Below are 18,722 nucleotides of genomic sequence, written 5' to 3'. Positions count from 1 at the left end.
CTCACAACAGTGAATACAACTCTTCTGCAGTTCTTCCCCGCCTCCCGGCCGGCCCGCACACGGCCCGGCATTCCCGGAGACTGCTGCTTTCACGTAGCGAGATAAAACACGCTGCGCGAGTTTTATCTCGCTATCGCGACGCTCGCCGCACACGAATACTTCGCATTCGGCTGCGGCTCACTGTTCGCGTAAAAAAAGACAGGCAGAGATGCTCTTATGATTAAGCATCTTTGCCTGTCATCAGTTCCCTATTCTATAAGAACACGCCCCAAAATAAAATACTCATTTTTGTGTATAAGTCCAGTCGCAATGTTCCTGGCACGCGGGGAGCCTGCTCACCGGCGGGCAGGAACATTAGCGACGACAACAGGTATGAGCACGAAGTGACGCGCAAGCGGCACGAAAGTGCGAATGCCTGTTAGGATTGCGAGAGTGCGAAGCACGGAGCAATCCGCAGCTTATACATAAGTCCAGTCGCAATGTTCCTGGCACGCGGGGAGCTTGCTCAGTGTACGTACCACCCGACCGGATTCTCCGGATGCAGATTAATATTGATCTGCTTCGTCTCCTGATATTCATCCAGTCCCTGTACGCTCAGCTCACGTCCTATGCCGCTCTTCTTGTAGCCGCCCCATGGTGCCTGGCAGAAGGTAGGCTGATCGCAGTTAATCCACGTGATTCCTGCACGGAGTTCTCTGGTGACGCGAAGTGCTCTCGCGCCGTCCCGGGTGATCACTGCTCCGGCAAGTCCGTATTCCGTATCGTTCGCAAGCGCCACAGCTTCCTCCTCTGTGTGGAATGTAAGCACGCTCAGAACCGGTCCGAAAATTTCTTCCTTTACAATGCGCATATCCGGACTGCAGTGATCAAAAACGGTCGGTTCGATGTAGTATCCCTTGTCGCATCCGTTCTCTGTATATCGTTTTCCTCCGCATACGAGCTCGGCACCCTCCTCAATTCCGGTCCTGATGTAGGACAGGATCTTGTTCATCTGGTCCTCGGAAACCACAGGTCCAAGATCCGGATTCTCCATTCCGGGGCCGATAGTGACCTTGGATGCCTTCTCAGCCAGACGTTTGATGAAGGCATCATGGATTCCATCCTGAATGATCAGTCTGGAAGTGGCCGAGCACACCTGGCCGCCGTTGAAAAAGATTCCGATCATGACCCATTCCACCGCGGCTTCAAGGTCACAGTCATCGAAGATGACCACCGGAGATTTTCCGCCAAGCTCCAGACCTACCTTTTTCAGGTTGCCGGCTGCCGCCCGCGCGATTCCCTGACCGACCTTTGTGCTTCCGGTAAAGGTGATCATATCGACATCCTCGCTCTCCGCGAACACATTTCCAACATTTGATCCGCTGCCCAGCACAAGATTTGCCGTTCCGGCGGGAAGCCCCGCCTCTTCAAAGAGATGAAACAGCTTTGCAGTGGACAGGGGTGCCTTGGAACTCGGCTTGAATACCAGGGAGTTTCCGGCTGCCAGACAGGGCGCCAGCTTCCAGCAGGACATCAGCAGCGGGTAGTTCCATGGCGTAATCTGCGCACAGACACCCACCGGCTCCTTCACGGTCATATTCAGCATTTCACCGAACCCGTTATTGGTCGCATAAGCGCCGCCTTCCGGCTTATCGATCAGGCCGGCATAATAACGGAAGCATTCGGCGGCGTCTGAGACGTCACCCTCCGCCTCGCGGAGCGGTTTTCCATTGTCCAGGGTATCTGTCACGGCCAGATCATGGGCATTCTCATCGATCAGCTCCGCAATCCGATACAGGATTCCCGCTCTTGCCACACCCGGCATATCCCTCCAGGTGCGGTCTGTATAGAAGGATTTCTTAGCGGCGGCGATGGCTTCCTCCGCATCCTGCGGCAAGCTGTCCGTCACAACGCCGATCACACTGCCGTCTGCGGGTCCGATCACTTCCTCTGTCTTCCCGGATACGGATTCCTTCCAGACACCATTGATATAATTCTTTACGATTTCCATCCGTTTCCTCCTTGTATATAGGTTTTGCGAGAGTACACAGCACGGATCCATCCGGAGCTTATGCCGCATGTGGTGCTATTCTTACATGGCGCTTACCCTGCTGCTCAAGCAGACAACGAGATAAAACGCGCTGCGCGAGTTTTATCTCGCTATCGCGACGCTCGCTGCACACGAATACTTCGCATTCGGCTGCGGCTCACTGTTCGCGTAATATTATTATCGTCTGAACTTACCTTATTTCATAAGCTCAGACGATAATTATGATCCTGAACTTACTTTGCCGCTCTTACGTCCGCGAGCGACTCATCCAGTCTCGTGATAACATCCTTGATATCCTGCTCGGAGATAACTGCTGTCGGCTCGAAACGAATAGTCTTCGCGTTCACCAGTGTTCCCGCTGTCATGACTCTCCGGGCGAACAGGCCCTTAGCGGTCGCGTAGCCGACCTCGCAGTTCACGAACTCTACGGCGAGCATCAATCCTTCTCCGCGGACCTCCTGAATGATATCCGGGTACTTCTCAGCCATGGACTGAAGTCCTGCCTTCAGAATCTTTCCTTTCTCTCTGCATACGCCCGGGATATCGTTTTTCAGCATATAGCGGATCGTCGCAAGTGCCGCCGCGCAGCATACCGGGTTTCCTCCGAAGGTCGGAGAGCCAAGCAGCCACGGGTTGTCGATCAGCTGCTGTCCCCACATCTTCGGCTTGAAAATGATTCCGGTGATCGGCATGATGCCGCCGCCGAAGGCTTTACCGAAGGTCATGATATCCGGAGTAACTCCCTCTGCCTCACATCTCCACATCGTGCCGGTACGGCCCATGCCGGTCTGGATCTCATCGAAGATCAGCGCAACGCCGGTCTCGTCACAGATGTCACGAAGCTGCTGCAGATATCCCTTCGGAGGAACGATGACGCCTGCCTCACCCTGAATCGGCTCCGCGATAACTGCCGCAACGCTCTCACCGACTGCCTGAAGGTTCTTGATGGCCTTTCTTACATCCTCTGCGTTTCCGTACTCAACATGCTGTACCTGCTGTACCATCGGTGTGTACGGTACACGGTAGGTATCCTTTCCTCCTACGGAGATCGCGCCCATGGATTTGCCGTGGAATGCGCCTACCATAGAGATGTACCATCTGCCGCCGGTAGCGATACGTGCCAGTTTCAGAGCCATCTCAACGGCCTCGGCTCCGCCGTTTGTGAAGAAGCACTGCTGCAGATCACCTGGTGTGATGTCCGCGAGTGCCTTTGCCAGATATCCTCTCAGTGGATCCAGCAGCTCCTGTGAATGAAGCGCCTGATGATCGAGCTGCTTCTTCACAACGTCCAGGATTTCCGGATTTCTGTGTCCGCAGGTGTAGATTCCGAAGCCGCCCAGACAGTCGATGAATTTCTCACCGTTCAGTCCGTATACGTACGCGCCGCCATCCTCCCACTCCAGAACCGCTCCGCCTTCCGAATCGGAGGATACGGACTTTCTGTATTTCAGCCAGCCCGGGCTGACATAGTTGTTGAAGTAATCCAGCGTCTCTGCAACCATTCTCTTCTTCTCGTCTTTCGGAATGTCCTTGCTGTCCGTCTCGATAAGACCTATAATACGATCCAGATCCTTGATTGTCTTTGCTGTGTCTGCCATAGTTTTTTCCTCCTGTCTATAACTGTTGATAACTGTTGAAAACTCTGTAAACTGACAGTCCTATAACTGCAGGTCCTGTAACCGCAGATTCTGAAACAGCAGGTTCTGTTTCCGCAGATACTTTCCCTGCGGATCCGGGCAGCTGTACATTCAGGCAGCAGCTGCTTCGGTTTCCTGCAGATACTGATAAAAAAAGCGCATCCGTCATGACAAGTGACAGATACGCCTTTGTATCGGTGCTGTTATATTTAACTGCTGGTTATATTCTAGCAAAGTCCAAAACCCGTTGCCATTCCCGGATTCTGCGATTTTTATACTTGATTTCCGGTATTTTCAGGTACGTTCTCCCAGGATACCATAATCCTGTACGATCCCGTGATACCGCAGCTTCCCCTAGTAAATGAACCGACTTAAAATGAGGTGACAGAATAATGGATACCAATCATCTGCTGATCTTCAGTGATCTCCTGTACTCTTTGTATACTTCCAACGATGCCGAGGGAATTAACCACGATCTCCTCTCCTATCTCCGGATGCTGATTCCGAGCCCCTATGCCAGTCTTCTGACTGCGGACCCTGATGCGCCCCGCTTCACCTTCAACGGTGTGTACTGCGATCCGGCAGATTTTACCGCCGCGGAGCAGAAATACATCGATAACTACGAGGACGACGAAATCCAGTGGATGCTCCACTCCAAGGTCTCCACGGTGCTTCGGGAGAGCGATCTTCTGAAAAACGAAAGCCGCCTTCATTCCGCGATCTATGAAAAGTGCTACCGCCCATATCATATCTATGACACCCTTCAGATGTCGATCGTGTATGAACGGAAGTTTCTGGGCGTGATCACACTGTTCCGCACCCGGGAGGATCCGCCCTTCTCAGAAGACGACATGACCCTGCTGAAGTCTCTCGACAAGCATCTGAACTACATCTACGGCCGTCTGCTTCTGAAAGCTCCGGATGCGCTTCTGCCGAATTCCGCATCCGCGGCCCTCACCACAGAACGGACAGACGCCCTGATCGAAAAAGCCGGACTGACCCGGCGGGAGGCTGAGATCGTCCGGCTTGTCATGAAGGCGATTCCGAATGCAAAAATCCGCGAGCAGCTCCATATCACGGACAACACTCTGCAGAAGCATATGCAGAACATCTACCGGAAGTTTCATATTTCCTCACGGCTGGAACTTTTCCGGATCATGTCCGGAACGGACGGCGCAGGGACCGGTCTCTGACCGTCCCTGATTTTCCCTTCTTAATTATTCACCTGTTTACAAATCTTCAGCTGCGAGCAGGCGGAACCGTTGCGCCAGCTCGTGTCTTACTTACTCGCCTTTTCACAAATCTTCAGCTCATCATTCGTGATTTTGCCGCAGCACATCGTGAAGACGACACGATTGTCCATGATCTCCTCCTCCGGCATGGTGAACAGATTCTCCTTCAGCACAATGATGTCCGCATATTTTCCCTCCTCGAGGCTTCCGATCCTGTCCTCCATATGGTATGCGCGCGCGGCGTTGAAGGTATATCCGGACAGAACCTGCAGCATCGTCAGTTTTTCCTCCGGATTAAAGCCGGTCGGATGATGCTGATAATCCTTTCGCGTGACTGCGGTATATATCGTCTGGAACGGATCAATGCCGACCACAGGAAAATCGGTTCCGATAGCCAGCGTTCCCGTCGCCTCGTCCATAGAGCGGAGCGGCCATTCATAGCGGATTCTCTCTTTTCCGATATGAAGGATCTTGCCGTTCTCATCCAGAACCAGATGTGCCGGCTGCATGGACGGAATCACGTGAAGCTTCCGGAAGCGTGGGATATCCGAGGGATCGATATTCTCGATATGCTCAATTGTATTGTGATAATCTCTGTCCCCGTTGGCGCGGATCGAATCCTCGAAGAGGTTCAGCGCCATCCGGACGGAGCCATCCGCAATGCAGTGCAGCCTGACGGAAAATCCCTCCCTGTTTGCGGCAATGACAGACTGTCTGACGTCGTCATACTCCCGCAGAGGCACCCCGATTCCGCAGGTATCCGGCCGGTCCGTATAGGGCTCCAGCAGAAGACCGGTGTAGGTCTCTGTAACCCCGTCAAGGAATCCCTTCACACCCGGGATGTCAAACCACTTCCCGGCAAACTGCTTCTTCCATTTCTCTGCCGCAGAAAAATCCGTATAGCCGAACAGACGCGGGAACAGGTACAGATGAGCGCTCATCCTGTTCTCTTCTGCCATCGAATGAATCATCTCGCAGAGATGGTTGTTCTCCTCATTATAATCGGGCGCAAACATCTCGCTGAGCGCGGTAATGCCGTATCCGGCCAGAACCCTCTCGAAATCCTCAATAATCTTCCGATACTCATCATCCGGGAAGGTGCGGAACACCTTATCCGCAGGCTCATACGCGGCCGGCTCGATCAGCATTCCGCTCAGCTCTCCATCCGGAAGAAGACCGACAGAACCGCTCTCAGGCTTCATGTCCGGCGTAATCCCGCACAGTCGAAGTGCCGCGCTGTTCAGCCAGTAGCTGTGCGCGTCCGCGCATTTCAGCAGAACAGGACGGTCCGAAACCACCGCGTCGAGACTTTTTTTCGTCGGAAGCGTCGTCGTCCTCCATTTTGGAAGAAACCATCCGCTTCCCCGGATCACCTTTTCCTCCGGGTGCTTTGCCGCGTATTCTCCGACGATCCGCGCACAGTCGTCCTCGGAGACCGAATCCGCGATCTCACTGCACACATGCTCGCTGTTCTCCATGGCTCCGGTAAAAAAATGCGTGTGCGCATCGATGAATCCCGGCATCACCAGCCGGTCGCCGAAATCCAGAACTTTTATCCCATCCGGAAGCGACTCTGCGTTCATTTTGTCCGGAAGCACCTCTGCTTCCTTTTTATCCGGAAACGCCTCTGCTTCCCTTTTATCCAGAAGCGACTCTGCGTTCACATCATACGGAAGAATTTTCCGGATCACTCCATCCTCCACAAGAATCGACTCCGGGGAAGGCAGAGCGTCATGTCCGTTGTATACCGCCGTACTTCTGATCAAATATTTCATAAAATAAATTCCTTTCGTTTGCTGCAGGCGGAAACTCACTGCCTGTCATTTGCTGCAGGCGAAATCCACTGCACTGCCTGTCATTTGCTGCAGGCGTAATCCACTGCACTGCCTGTCGTTTGCTGCAGGCGAAAACCCACTGCCTTCAGGCAGTGGGCAGTTGACGATCATCGCCTTACAAACTGAATTTCCGTCTGACTGCGTCCGTAAGATATTCCGCAGTGCCCTGCACGCCGAACAGACTGCTGTTGATCATGATGTCCTTATACCTCTTATCATCCGGCAGATAGCCCGCGTAATGCATCTGATATTCATCTCTCGCGTCATCTACCGCCTTGATCATGCGGCGTGCCTCCTGCTCCTCCAGTTTCAGATCATAGATGCAGTGATGCAGTCTGTCTGAATAGGAAGCGTAGATATAGATATGCATCGTGTTCGGCATCTCAGCCAGAATAAAATCCGAGCACCGGCCGACGATAATGCAGGATTCCCTCTGCGCCAGAAACTTAATGATATTCTGCTGTGTATGAAAAATCTTGTCCTGCACATCACTTGTGCCTCCTCCCAGCGGAAACTGCATCCGGGAGAACGGATTCTCGACGCCCTTCCTCGCCGATTCCTCCGATTCCTCAATCACCGAGGCCGGAAGATCCAGCTCCTGCGCGGCCTTCTCAATCAGATCTCTGTCGTAATACTCGACTCCCAGATCCTCTGCCATACGCTTTGCGATCGGTCTTCCCATGCTGCCAAACTGTCGGTTCACGGTTACCACAAATTTACTCTTGCTCATAATCATTCCTCTTTCTAAATAAACAACCGGACGGTATGAAGCGCCACGTACTGTATGGAGCACCACAGGCTGAGTGAAGCACCACGCGCTATACGAAGCACCACAGGCTAAGTGAAACACCACGCGCTATACGGAGCACCACAGGCTGTATGAAACGCCACGCGCTATACGGAGCACCACAGGCTGTACATGTCCGGCCACAGATTTCCTCCCGCAACAATTGCCCGATCACTGCCTGTCCGGATATTTACGCATCTCATATCATATCCGATAACCTGCTGCGCTACATGACAAATCCGATAACCCGCTGCGCTACATGACAAATCCGCAGACCAGATACGCGACAACCGAGGCACCGGCAGCTATCAGCACATAAGGCAGCTGCGATAGTGCGTGCTCCATGTTGTCGATGCCGGCGCTCTGCGAAGACAGCAGCGTCGCGTCTGTGTAGAAGCACGCGTGGCTTCCGAAAGCACCTCCGGAAATAACCGCTGCCATGATCAGGATCGTATTTGCGCCAACCGCTGCTCCAAGCGGAAAAACAATCGGAGTTACGATAGCGCTCATGCCCCAGAGAGATCCGGTTGTGAATGCCAGCACCGCGACAAGAATGAAGGTAACCGCCGGGAACACAGATCTGGTAAGAACCGGCTCTGCAATCTGAATGATGAAATCCGTCATCTTCATGTCGGCCAGCACCTTTTCCAGAGAAAACGCCATGATCAGAAGGATCAGGATCGGAAGCATGTCGGCAAATCCCTTGCAGATCGTCGTATAGAAATCCTCCATGCGAATGACCTTTCTCGGTATGTACATCACAAAGCAGACCAGAATGCCTACCACGACCGCAAGAAGCAGATTGCCTGTCGCGATCGCGAGAGCGACAAGCACACCCATCGGAATGATGAAATCCCAGATATTGCCTTCCTCCGTGTATCCCTCTTCGTCATGGTTGTATTTGCGGCTCTTTTCGCTATATACCATACCGGTTTCAGCGACACGCTGATACGCCTTCTTCATCGTGCCCATCTTCGGCATGACGCCAAGGCAGAACAGGAACACAATCAGAAGAGTGAAAATCGGGTAGAACAGATACGGAATGGCGTGCGTATAGGCCTGAAGACCGGTCGCGTAGCCGAGCTTCTGCACGCTGTCCTGATCAGCGAAGATGCCCGCGTAGAAAACTGCCCATGTGGAGAACGGAAGCATAACGCATACCGGAGCGCCCGTAGCATCCAGCATATAAGCCAGTGCCTCTCTCGGGATCTTTCTCTTATCATAGACACCTTTCATGCACACACCGATGGTCAGCACATTCAGATAATCATCTACAAAGATGAGAATGCCGAGAATGAAGGAAGTAAATAACGTCTTGCGTTCCGTGTTGCAAAATCTGGAAACAAGCCGTGAAAATCCATAGCTTCCCTTCGATGCCGTCAGCAGCGCAATCAGGCTGCCGAAAAGGCCGCAAACGATGATGATCCAGACATTTTCAGCGAGTGTGTCCTGGATGAGCTGACACCACTTTGTCAGGAAACTCCCTTTATAATAAACCAGACACGCGAGCAGTGATCCTGCAATCAGAACCTCTGCGCACCTTTTTGTCAAGACCGCAATAACGATAATAGCCAGGATAATAAATACTGAAAGTAAACCGGTCGACATGTGCTTCACCTCACTACTTATCCAAAAACCAATCAACAGTTACTCTGGAGAGACGTCTCTGAATACCCGATACACAACACGATATATAACACGATATACAACACAATATACACAATCCAAAAACCGTGTACAATCTTTCTCGCGCTTCATGTGCGACAGTCCTCTCCGCATTATCAAACAGCCTTGCAGATGTCACGCAACGAGTCCAATCGTTCAACCGACAGTCCTCTCCGCATTATCAAACAACCTTGCAGATGTCACGCAACGAGTCCAATCGTTCAACCGACAGCCCTCTCCGCGTTATCGGAAAACCTGCGAAAACAGAAAAGGGCATGCAGAATAAATCCACATGCCCCTTTGCACTGTCTGTATTCAGAATATAGGATACAAAAAAAAGAAGTATCCGGCTGTCTGCCGACGATACTTCCTTGTATCACAAATGTCTCTGACTTTTCTTTATGAAGAATCATAACAACCTTTTTGCAGTATGACAATACCCGCGGTCCGGTATTTTTTTAACAGAAATCAGGTAGGTTATCGTCCCGCGGATTGTCTGAAAGGCGGAGATTCCACGATGTACGGTTTATCCGAAGGGCTGGGCTCACACAGCTCGCGCCGGTCTTCCGCCTTCTTCGACAGTTTTGATATCCTCCAGCACCATCGCCATGCTGCGGGCAAAGGAAGCGCCGGTGATTCCGCCGATGTGCGGACTGAAAATGATTCTGCGCGAGATCTCCCGCGGCTGTTCAAGCAACACATGATCCTTCTGCACCGGCTCGCAGTCGAGGGTATCCAGTCCGGCCATCGCCAGCTTTCCGGATGCCAGGGCGTGAATCAGCGCATCATCCTCCACGAGCTCTCCCCTGGATGTGTTCACGAAATATGATCCCTCCTTCATCTTGTGGAAGAAATCAAAGTCCGCCATGTATTCCGTTTCGGGCGTAACGGGAAGGTGCAGACTGACAATATCGCTCTGTTCCAGCAATCTGTCCAGCGGCAGATATTGCACGCCGTACTCCTTCTCCCTCTCTGCCGGGAGGGGATGTCTTTTATAATAGAAAATATCACGCGTTCCGTAAGCCTTCAGAAGATGTGCGGTACGCCTGGCAATATTTCCGAATCCCACTAGCCCGACCGTGCAGTCAGACAGCTCCCTCAGCGATCCTGACCGGATATATCCGCCTTTTACCTGAATTTGCCGTCCGTCCCGGACCGCCTGGTCTCCGTTCACCACATCCCGCAGCATTCCAACCATCAGAAGAACCGTCTGCTCCGCTACCGCGGAAGCATTCATTCCCTGACTGCTGCAGACATAGATTCCACGATCGGCAGCCGCCTCTGTGTCGATCTGGTCATAAGCCACTCCCTCAGAGTGAATCATCCTGAGATTCGGCATCCCGGCGATCAGGTCACCGGATACCCTCGAGATGGCATCCGCTACAATGTAATCCGCATCCTTCGCCCGGGAAAGGTACTCGATATCCGTCAGCCCCCTCGGCATTTCTATGATCTCCAGCCTGGAGAGATACGGGTTTCCGGCTGCGTACTTCTCAATATTTCCCTTTTCCCCGATATGTAAAACCTTCATCAATAATTCCCTTTCATATATCTACTGTATAAGCTCTTCGAAAACGCAGACAGGATCGTCGCACGCGAAGCGCGCATAAGAGACTGTATGCGATTTCGAAGGCAACAGGTATGAGGATGAAGCGCGAACGCCGCGAAATCCTCATACCTGTAGGATTGCGAGAGTGCGAAGCACGGAGCAATCCGTAGCTTATACAGTGTGTAGCACAATGTATCTTTATTGTATATCCCTTCATTATCCCGACGCTGCGCTGCCGGAACCTGTACCTCCGCCAGTTGTTCCTCTGATATCCGTTCTTCCATGCCTGTTCTTCTGTCGATTTTTCTATTATGCACTTCCGGCATCGGAAGGTTCAAGACCAGAAGCGCCGAACAACAAGACAAAATCTATCTGTCCTTACCTGCCCGCTGTGCAGATTCGTCATATTTTCAGGAAGCTCTTCTGATTTTTTTGTTGATTCGGTACAGAAAATTGCCTGATTCTGCTATTCCCGTATTGACGAAATATCCTGAATACGATAGATTAATACTATGAAAGTATGTTAAATATTGCACAATCTTTCGGTAATCTGAAACAGACTCAGAAGTGATGACTCTGGGTGTTTTTTTGCGGTATTCACCGCAAAAGGGAAATGCAGTACTATTTCTATTGACAAGGAGGATGTCAAGTTATGAAACGTCTGAAGGTTAACAAAGAAGCCGAGTGCATGAACTGCCTCACCTGCGTTCAGGTATGTGCGAATACCTATTTCAAGAGCGACGATCTGGATCTTGCCGCTCTGCGGATCGAGACGGTAAACGAAGTATTCCCCTTCGAGACCAAACCGGTAACCTGTATTCAGTGCGGCAAGTGTGCCCGGAACTGCCCGCAGAACGCTATCACACAGAACAAATTCGGTGTTTACATGGTGAACAAGAAACTCTGCACAGGCTGCGGAACCTGCGTTGAGGTCTGCCCGATGCATGTGATGAGAAAAGATCCCGCAACCGAAAAGGCATTCAAATGCATTGCCTGTGGCAAGTGTGCGCAGGCCTGCCCGATGGACTGCCTGTTTATTGAAGAAAAATAAAAATGGTCCGGAGCGACAGACGCCCGGTGAAGGCACACCGCGCAAGCGGGTCCTTTACCGGGCGTTTACTGTTAAGCTCTTCGAAAACGCAGACCGACGAAGTCGGTCACCTGCAGGATTGCGAGAGTGCGAAGCACGGAGCAATCCGTAGTTTATACAGTGTGTGGCACGATGAATCGTATGAGGGTTTACTGGATATAAGAAATTAGTAAGTACTGATTCTAGGATCGCTATTCCAATCTTATAAAATATGTAACTATTCCGCACATTATCATTTCAGGCGCAATAAGGCCACTTGTGGGCTCTTCCCCGGCTGAAGTTATTATGTGCTCTGAAACCGAAGGTTTCCCGACTCCTCACATCGAGAGAACCGCAGATTCTCAAGACTGGGGAGCAGAATAGATACTGAAATATAGGGATTGATGATTAAAATGGGATTTGAAAGGAAAGGCTCAATGACAAGGAAAACAGCTGCAATTAACGACCTCTCCGGCATGGGACGCTGTTCTCTGGTGGCGGATATTTCGGTTCTCTCCGCCATGGGAATTTCCGTGAACCCGGTACCAACCGCTGTACTGACGGCGCAGACCGAATACACGGGATACTACTCCAGAGACTGCACCGCGGACCTGCCGCATTATCTCTCGCACTGGTCCTCGCTCGATGCCCGCTTCGACGGCATTCTGACCGGCTATCTGGCGGATTCCTCTCAGACCTCTTTTGTCAGGGATTTCCTGGCGCAGTTCAAGACCGGGGAAACCACGCTTCTGGTCGATCCCGTCATGGGAGATGACGGCTTCACCTACGCAAATTTTTCGCCCGATCTGCTCCGCGACATGAAGGTTCTCGCCGAACAGGCCGATATCCTGACCCCAAACATCACAGAGCTCTGTCTTCTGACCGGCGCAGAACCCGCAGAACTTCTTTCCTATCCTGCAGCGTCGCTTCTGGAACAGATCCGGGACCGGGCCCGTTCCCTTCTGAACAAGCCGGGGAAAACAATTCTCGTCACGGGTTTATCCGGGGAGCTCTGCAATCACTCCGCTGACGGAACACAACCAAAGATCGGCAATCTGCTTGTAAACAGCGAGGAAGAGACATTGTATCTCTTCCCACACGAAAAAGGGCACTTTTCCGGAACCGGCGATCTTTTCGCCGCTATTGTCCTCGGCGGACGTCTCAACGGATGGAGCTGGGACAGAACCGTCAGGACTGCCGGAGACTTTCTGTCCGCCGGCGTTCACGACTCCATCGTAGCCGGCACTTCCTTCCTCGACGGAATTAATTATGAAAAGTATCTGCCGATGCTGATGCCGGACATATGCTCTGACATTCGCTGACGAAGTATGCACGGCTCTCTCAAGCTCCGGTCTTCGCGTCTTTGGCTCAGAGGATGGGCAGCCATGACCTGACTGGAAATACAGACGGACATACGCGATGGCCGGAAATTCAGACGGACATACACTATGGCTTCAAATTCAGACGGACATACACTATGGCTGCAAATTCAGACGGACATACGCTATGGCTGCAAATTCAGACGGACTCAGGCGCCGAGGAGCAACGGAAGGGTGAGCTTGGCCAGTCCGAGGAAGATAAAGAATCCAAGAACATCGGTCGCCGTCGTCACGAAAATTGAGGACGCAACGGCCGGATCCGCATGGATTTTATCCAGCACAACAGGAACCAGGAAGCCGAAGACACCCGCGACAATCATATTCCCGATCATGGCGATGAACACAATCACTCCAAGATAGAAATTTCCATAGATCAACCAGACAATGACGCCTGTCACAAGACCATTAGCGGCACCGTTGATAATGCCAAGCAATATTTCCTTAAAGAACCCCTTCATCGCCTCCGCGAACGTTATCTTGTTATGCGAGAGCTCACGGACCAAGACGGACATTGTCTGCGTACCGGCGTTGCCTCCCATTCCGGATACAATCGTCATGATCGCAGAAAGAGCGACAACCTTATTGATGGTGCTCTCGAATGCCTTTACCGTGAACGAAGCGAGAAATGCCGTCGCAAGGTTGACCAGGAGCCACGGAAGCCGGAAACGAATCGACTGCCCGAGGGAGGTCTTGAGGCTTTCCTCCGAGCTTACACCGGCCATCTGAAGCATATCCTCGTCATGCTCCTGAATGATGACGTCGATGACATCATCTACGGTGATGATTCCGAGAAGCTGTTTCTTCGCGCTGACAACCGGAATTGCCTGCAGATCGTATCGGGATACCAGCTTTGCGACTTCCTCCTGATCGACCTCAGGAGTGACATAGATCACATTGTCATGCATGATATCACGGATCAGCTTTGACCCGGGACTCGACAGGAGATCCCGCAGATCGACGGTTCCCGTCAGGCGATGTGTCCGGTCCGTCACGTAAATAATCTCGATAACCTCGGTCTTTGGCCCGATCTCATGAATCTTGTGAATGCCCTCGGATACCGTCAGATTCTCATTCAGAGCCAGGTAAGCCGTGGACATCAGGCCTCCGGCCGATTCCTCCGGATACTGGAGAAGGTTTGTGATGATCTTCCGGTCATCCGCCTTCATCAGGTTAAGAACCTCTTTTCTTCTTCCGGTAGGGAAATCTCCCAGCATATCTACGATATCATCCTTCTGCATATCCGCGAACATATCGAGAAGCGCATGATTATCCAGAGTTTTCGCAAGACGGATCCGCATCTCATCGCTGGACTCCTCCATCAGCGCAGTTCTGTTCTCATCATTCAGAAGCTGCATGACCTTTGGAATTTCCTCGTCCTCGAGTGCTTCCACGATCTGTGCGAAGTCAATGGCTTCCATATCGCTGAAAATCTCATTCAGCTTCTTGCTGTCGCCATCCTTTATACACGCCTCGACCATTTCCTTCCGGTCTTCCAGCTCCTCTGTATTTATCATCTCATTCAATGAAATCACCTCCCGACGTAAGTTCTCCGAAAATGCAGACAGGATCGCCGCAGGCGCAGACAGACGCACATGCGGAAACTTAGCGCACTTATCGTCGTTTTTTCGAACATACCGATAATATCATAATCCGCGGCGGGATGCCACCGCACGGTTCGATGAATCCGTTCTTTTTTGCACCATTAACATTTCTTCACCTCCTCTTAACAATCTCCGCTTCTCCCCAGGTCAGCTCCCTTTGTGCAAACGAGATAAAACATGCTGTGCGAGTTTTATCTCGCTATCGCGACGCTCGCCGCACACGAATACTTCGCATTCGGCTGCGGCTCACTGTTCGCGTAAATTAAAATAGCGGCAGGAGACATTTCTGCCTTCCTGCCGCTTTCACAGATCTCTCTGCTATATCGTGATAATCTTCTCTTAATGATGTATCTTAATGTATCTCAGAAGCATTCTATCTCAGAAGCATTCCGGTCTGTGTAATTCCCGGAAATACCGGTCCTGACATCAGACTTCCTTGTAGTCAGCGTCTACGACGTCATCGCCGCCGTTATTGCCTGCGCTGCTGCTTCCGCCCTGAGCTCCGCCCTGCGGGCCTGCGCCTGCGCCCGGATTCGGGCCGCCCTGGTTCTGCTGCATGTTCTCGTACATCTTCGTGAACAGAGCCTGTGAAGAATTCATCAGTTTCTCCTTCGCCGCCTTGATGTCCGTTACCTGCGCGTCGGTCAGGCTTCCGTCTGCCGGAGCCTTCGCGAGCAGATCCTTCAGTGCGTTCAGGTCTGCCTCAACGCCGCTCTTCTGATCCGCCGGCACCTTGTCGCCGACTTCCTTCAGAGCCTTCTCTACCTGGAATACCGTCGAATCCGCTTCATTCTTCGTATCTACGGCATCCTTTCTCTTCTTGTCCTCAGCCTCGTACTGCGCTGCCTCTTTGACTGCCTTATCGATCTCCGCGTCGCTCATGCTCGATCCGGAAGTGATCGTGATGTGCTGCTCCTTACCCGTTCCAAGATCCTTGGCGGATACGTTTACAATGCCGTTCGCGTCGATATCGAAGGTTACCTCGATCTGCGGAACGCCGCGCATTGCCGGCGGAATTCCGTCCAGACGGAACTGTCCGAGGGACTTATTGTCTCTGGCGAACTTACGCTCACCCTGTACAACGTTGATATCCACTGCGGTCTGATTGTCCGCTGCCGTGGAGAAGATCTGGCTCTTCTTCGTCGGAATTGTCGTGTTTCTCGGAATCAGCGGTGTCGCGATTCCTCCCATGGTCTCAATGGAAAGGGTCAGCGGTGTGACATCGAGCAGAAGCACGTCTCCGGCTCCAGCATCTCCGGCCAGCTTGCCTCCCTGAATCGATGCGCCGATTGCCACGCACTCATCCGGGTTCAGGTTCTTGCTCGGCTCATGTCCGGTCAGCTGTCTTACCTTGTCCTGTACCGCCGGGATACGTGTGGAACCGCCGACCAGAAGAACCTTCGCAAGGTCAGATGCGGTAAGTCCCGCGTCGTTCAGAGCGGTTCTTACCGGCTCCGCGGTCGCTTCCACAAGATCTGCGGTCAGCTCGTCGAATTTTGCCTTTGTCAGGTTGAGATCCAGATGCTTTGCGCCGTCCGCCGTAGCGGTGATGAACGGAAGGTTAATGTTCGTGGTGGTCGCGCTGGAAAGCTCGATCTTTGCCTTCTCTGCCGCCTCACGGATTCTCTGCATCGCCATCTTGTCGCCGGAGAGGTCGATGCCTTCCTGCTTCTTGAATTCACTTACGATATAATCGGCAACTCTCTTATCAAAGTCGTCGCCGCCCAGATGGTTATTGCCGGCGGTAGCCAGTACCTCGATGACTCCGTCGCCGATCTCGATGATGGACACATCGAAGGTGCCGCCGCCGAGATCGTATACCATAACCTTCTGTTCTTTCTCATTGTCCAGGCCGTAAGCCAGCGCCGCCGCTGTCGGCTCGTTGATGATACGCTTTACATCAAGTCCGGCGATCTTGCCGGCGTCCTTTGTCGCCTGACGCTGTGCGTCATTGAAATACGCAGGGCAGGTGATAACGGCCTCTGTGACCTTTTCTCCCAGATAGCCTTCCGCGTCGCTCTTCAGCTTCTGCAGAATCATTGCGGAGATCTCCTGCGGAGTATAACTCTTGCCGTCAATGGTGACTCTGTAATCGGAGCCCATGTGACGCTTGATCGATGAAATCGTGTGATCCGCGTTTGTAACTGCCTGACGCTTTGCCGGCTCGCCTACCAGACGCTCTCCTGTCTTTGTGAACGCGACAACGGACGGGGTCGTACGGCTTCCTTCCGCGTTCGCGATAACGGTGGGTTTTCCACCTTCCATAACGGCTACACAGCTGTTTGTTGTACCAAGGTCAATACCAATGATTTTTCCCATAATCTATTTCCTCCTTTTCGGATGAAGCATCCTCCGCGACGGAAAATCATCTGATCGGTTTCCTGCGGATTTCTTCTGATGTCTGATTCTTATTTGCGGCTTGTTAGCACTCATCATGTACGAGTGCTAACGCTTACAATCCTTATAGTACCACGGAATTTCCGGATGTCAACTCTTATTTTTCAATTTTTAAATTTTATATCCCTTATAATAATTTGTCTCTGCTGATCACGATGCTGGCTTTATTTTTTCCATGTCCGCTTTTCTCCGGATTTTTCTTCTCAAAACACCGCAGAGATGTGACCCCCGGCGCAAATTCATTCGGCCTCAGTTTCCTCGCCCGCTCAATATCCGGATTCATGGCAGCCCCTATAAAATCCTCCAGCCTTTCCCTCGGCACCGGCCTCAGAGAATGTCCTGTGAGCAGATAATTAAAATCCAGCTTTTGAATCTGCTTCAATGAAAAAAGAAAAATTCCCGGATATCCCTATATTTAAAGGATTCCCGGGAATTTATATGATGCTGGTGGTCGGTATTGATTGACCCATCATCATCGCCCAAAACCGCGTATTTTAAGGCATTTACCCCTTGCCACGGAACAGCAAAACGTGAAATTTTGCTAGATATCTGCTAGATAAAATCTGTACATATTTAAATAAATGATCACGGTCCAGGGGATTCCTCCCTGGACTTATTTTTATATGTAGAAGGCAATGCCTTCGTCCTTGTATCCGGACATCATGGCCGACTTCTTCTCGTTTGTGCTGATCGTAAACAGATGGTCGCAGGTTTTTGCCTTGTACAGTCTATAGACTGGCGTGCCGGAACCCTTTACAAAGAATGCGGTTCCTTCACGCTTCCATCCGGACCGCACAAGGTTGTTCGCCTCTGTACCGGATGCCGTATACATGTGATCACCTGTCTGAGCATGATACAGTCTGATAACAGGCGTGCCGGATGTAGGAGAATACCAGGCGATACCCTCATATCTCCAACCGGATCCGACAAGCTGAGACTTCTCACCGGAATCAGCCGTGTAGAAGTGATCCTGACTTGATGGATGATACAGACGATAGATCGCCGCCGTTTTCGATGCGGCCTGCTGCGCTTTTGCAGCGGGTTTCCCATACAGTGCCTTCCAGTCATCAGCTGAACCATAGAAGCGATCACAGTCAAGGTTTCCGGAATAGCCGTCGAGCCGTCCGACAGATGTCCACTGCCACATGATCATGGACGAAAATGCGCCGAGCCGCGGCCGAGAGCCGGCATTTGTCATATCGTAATTATTATCGATGCCGTAATCGCGATACTTTGCCTCCCAGAGTTTAAAACCAGCTTTTGCAACCGGAGACCAATCATACCTCTGCAGGACGCTTTCATAGGTGTAAAATACCGGAGTGATCCCGGTTTTCTGTTTGAAATACTGCAACCACTGCAATGCCCATGATACATTCCACAGCCCGGAGGACTCCCAGTCGAGAAAGATTGCGCACTCCCCGAGATAGCCTCTGATATTTTTTACAAAAAAATCCACCTCCGAGATCGCCGAGTTGTATTCCGGGTGTGCATAATGGTACACTCCGAGCAGCTTCCCGAGTTTTTTTGCCTGCTGATACTGAT

13 protein-coding genes are annotated in these 18,722 nt (G+C 51.8%); 3 read left to right on the top strand and 10 right to left on the bottom strand.

Annotated features, from left to right (window positions below; all coding sequences use genetic code 11):
- Positions 1-505: 505 nt before the first annotated feature.
- Together ACTQZS_RS13075 and ACTQZS_RS13070 are read right to left on the bottom strand one after the other, a co-directional pair.
- Positions 506-1,990 carry an aldehyde dehydrogenase family protein gene (locus ACTQZS_RS13075; protein ID WP_441476198.1) on the bottom strand — a complete coding sequence of 495 codons (1,485 nt, stop codon included), beginning with the start codon at positions 1,988-1,990 and terminating at the stop codon, positions 506-508.
- A 272-nt stretch (positions 1,991-2,262) separates the two neighbouring features.
- Entirely contained in the window at positions 2,263-3,627 is a 1,365-nt protein-coding gene (locus ACTQZS_RS13070) for a putrescine aminotransferase (RefSeq protein WP_441476197.1), read from the bottom strand.
- Between the two features lie 431 nt (positions 3,628-4,058).
- Here ACTQZS_RS13070 and ACTQZS_RS13065 point away from each other — a divergent pair, with 431 nt between their 5' ends.
- Complete coding sequence (locus ACTQZS_RS13065) at positions 4,059-4,859, top strand: response regulator transcription factor (protein ID WP_441476196.1); 801 nt, start codon at positions 4,059-4,061, stop codon at positions 4,857-4,859.
- 86 nt (positions 4,860-4,945) lie between these two features.
- Here ACTQZS_RS13065 and ACTQZS_RS13060 read toward each other — a convergent pair whose 3' ends face one another.
- The 4 genes from ACTQZS_RS13060 to ACTQZS_RS13045 all read right to left on the bottom strand — a co-directional run bounded on the left by ACTQZS_RS13060 (position 4,946) and on the right by ACTQZS_RS13045 (position 10,716).
- On the bottom strand, positions 4,946-6,673 hold the full coding sequence (locus ACTQZS_RS13060; RefSeq protein ID WP_441476195.1) for an amidohydrolase: 1,728 nt from the start codon (positions 6,671-6,673) through the stop codon (positions 4,946-4,948).
- A 175-nt stretch (positions 6,674-6,848) separates the two neighbouring features.
- Positions 6,849-7,463 (bottom strand): AAA family ATPase, encoded by a 615-nt coding sequence (locus tag ACTQZS_RS13055; protein ID WP_441100491.1) that lies wholly within the window; start codon positions 7,461-7,463, stop codon positions 6,849-6,851.
- A 312-nt stretch (positions 7,464-7,775) separates the two neighbouring features.
- A complete protein-coding gene (locus ACTQZS_RS13050; protein ID WP_441476194.1) occupies positions 7,776-9,128 on the bottom strand; it encodes a Na+/H+ antiporter NhaC family protein in 1,353 nt (450 codons plus the stop codon).
- A 601-nt stretch (positions 9,129-9,729) separates the two neighbouring features.
- Positions 9,730-10,716, bottom strand: a complete 987-nt coding sequence (locus ACTQZS_RS13045; RefSeq protein WP_441476193.1) for an NAD(P)-dependent oxidoreductase — start codon at positions 10,714-10,716, stop codon at positions 9,730-9,732.
- A 670-nt stretch (positions 10,717-11,386) separates the two neighbouring features.
- Between ACTQZS_RS13045 and ACTQZS_RS13040 the strand changes: the two genes are divergently transcribed.
- Together ACTQZS_RS13040 and ACTQZS_RS13035 are read left to right on the top strand one after the other, a co-directional pair.
- Positions 11,387-11,785, top strand: coding sequence for a 4Fe-4S dicluster domain-containing protein (locus tag ACTQZS_RS13040; RefSeq protein WP_441100486.1), 399 nt, complete (start codon positions 11,387-11,389; stop codon positions 11,783-11,785).
- 455 nt (positions 11,786-12,240) lie between these two features.
- On the top strand, positions 12,241-13,125 hold the full coding sequence (locus ACTQZS_RS13035) for a bifunctional hydroxymethylpyrimidine kinase/phosphomethylpyrimidine kinase (RefSeq protein ID WP_441476192.1): 885 nt from the start codon (positions 12,241-12,243) through the stop codon (positions 13,123-13,125).
- 206 nt (positions 13,126-13,331) lie between these two features.
- Here the strand turns inward: ACTQZS_RS13035 and mgtE are convergent, their stop codons facing one another.
- The 4 genes from mgtE to ACTQZS_RS13015 all read right to left on the bottom strand — a co-directional run.
- Positions 13,332-14,696: a magnesium transporter gene (gene mgtE / locus ACTQZS_RS13030; protein WP_441100526.1), complete on the bottom strand. Its 1,365-nt coding sequence runs from the start codon at positions 14,694-14,696 to the stop codon at positions 13,332-13,334.
- Between the two features lie 513 nt (positions 14,697-15,209).
- Positions 15,210-17,102 carry a molecular chaperone DnaK gene (dnaK, locus tag ACTQZS_RS13025; RefSeq protein WP_441476191.1) on the bottom strand — a complete coding sequence of 631 codons (1,893 nt, stop codon included), beginning with the start codon at positions 17,100-17,102 and terminating at the stop codon, positions 15,210-15,212.
- A 205-nt stretch (positions 17,103-17,307) separates the two neighbouring features.
- Positions 17,308-17,562 carry a hypothetical protein gene (locus tag ACTQZS_RS13020; RefSeq protein ID WP_441476190.1) on the bottom strand — a complete coding sequence of 85 codons (255 nt, stop codon included), beginning with the start codon at positions 17,560-17,562 and terminating at the stop codon, positions 17,308-17,310.
- A 237-nt stretch (positions 17,563-17,799) separates the two neighbouring features.
- Positions 17,800-18,722: GH25 family lysozyme (locus ACTQZS_RS13015; protein WP_441476189.1), on the bottom strand; the 923-nt coding region annotated here is incomplete at its 5' end.

The organism is Bilifractor sp. LCP19S3_H10 (assembly GCF_052119185.1).
Lineage (GTDB): Bacteria > Bacillota > Clostridia > Lachnospirales > Lachnospiraceae > Bilifractor.
This window is presented reverse-complemented; position numbering and strand designations above follow the sequence as displayed.